Source organism: Streptomyces sp. P9(2023) (assembly GCF_032436795.1).
Classification (GTDB): Bacteria; Actinomycetota; Actinomycetes; order Streptomycetales; family Streptomycetaceae; genus Streptomyces.
Window position 1 is genome coordinate 1 of the sequence record NZ_JAUPWM010000329.1, and the last position, 296, is coordinate 296.

1 protein-coding gene is annotated in these 296 nt (G+C 64.9%); it reads right to left on the reverse strand.

The window, feature by feature from the left end; all coding sequences use genetic code 11:
- The coding region (locus tag Q5762_RS37820; RefSeq protein WP_315896843.1) for an adenosylhomocysteinase at nt 1-296 on the reverse strand (296 nt) is incomplete at both ends.

Here is a 296-nt window from a genome sequence, read left to right on the forward strand (position 1 = left end):
ACGTCGGTCGGGTACTGCTCCGGCTTGGTGAAGAGCTCGATCTGGGCCAGGGTCTGGTCCGCGAACGAGTTCGACATCACGAAGGACGGGTGGCCGGTCGCGTTGCCCAGGTTCAGCAGACGGCCCTCGGACAGGAGGATGACGACCTTGCCGTCCGGGTACGTCCAGGTGTGGACCTGGGGCTTGACCTCGTCCTTCACGATCCCGGGGGTGGCGGCCAGGCCGGCCATGTCGATCTCGTTGTCGAAGTGACCGATGTTCCCGACGATCGCCTGGTGCTTCATCCTGGCGATGTC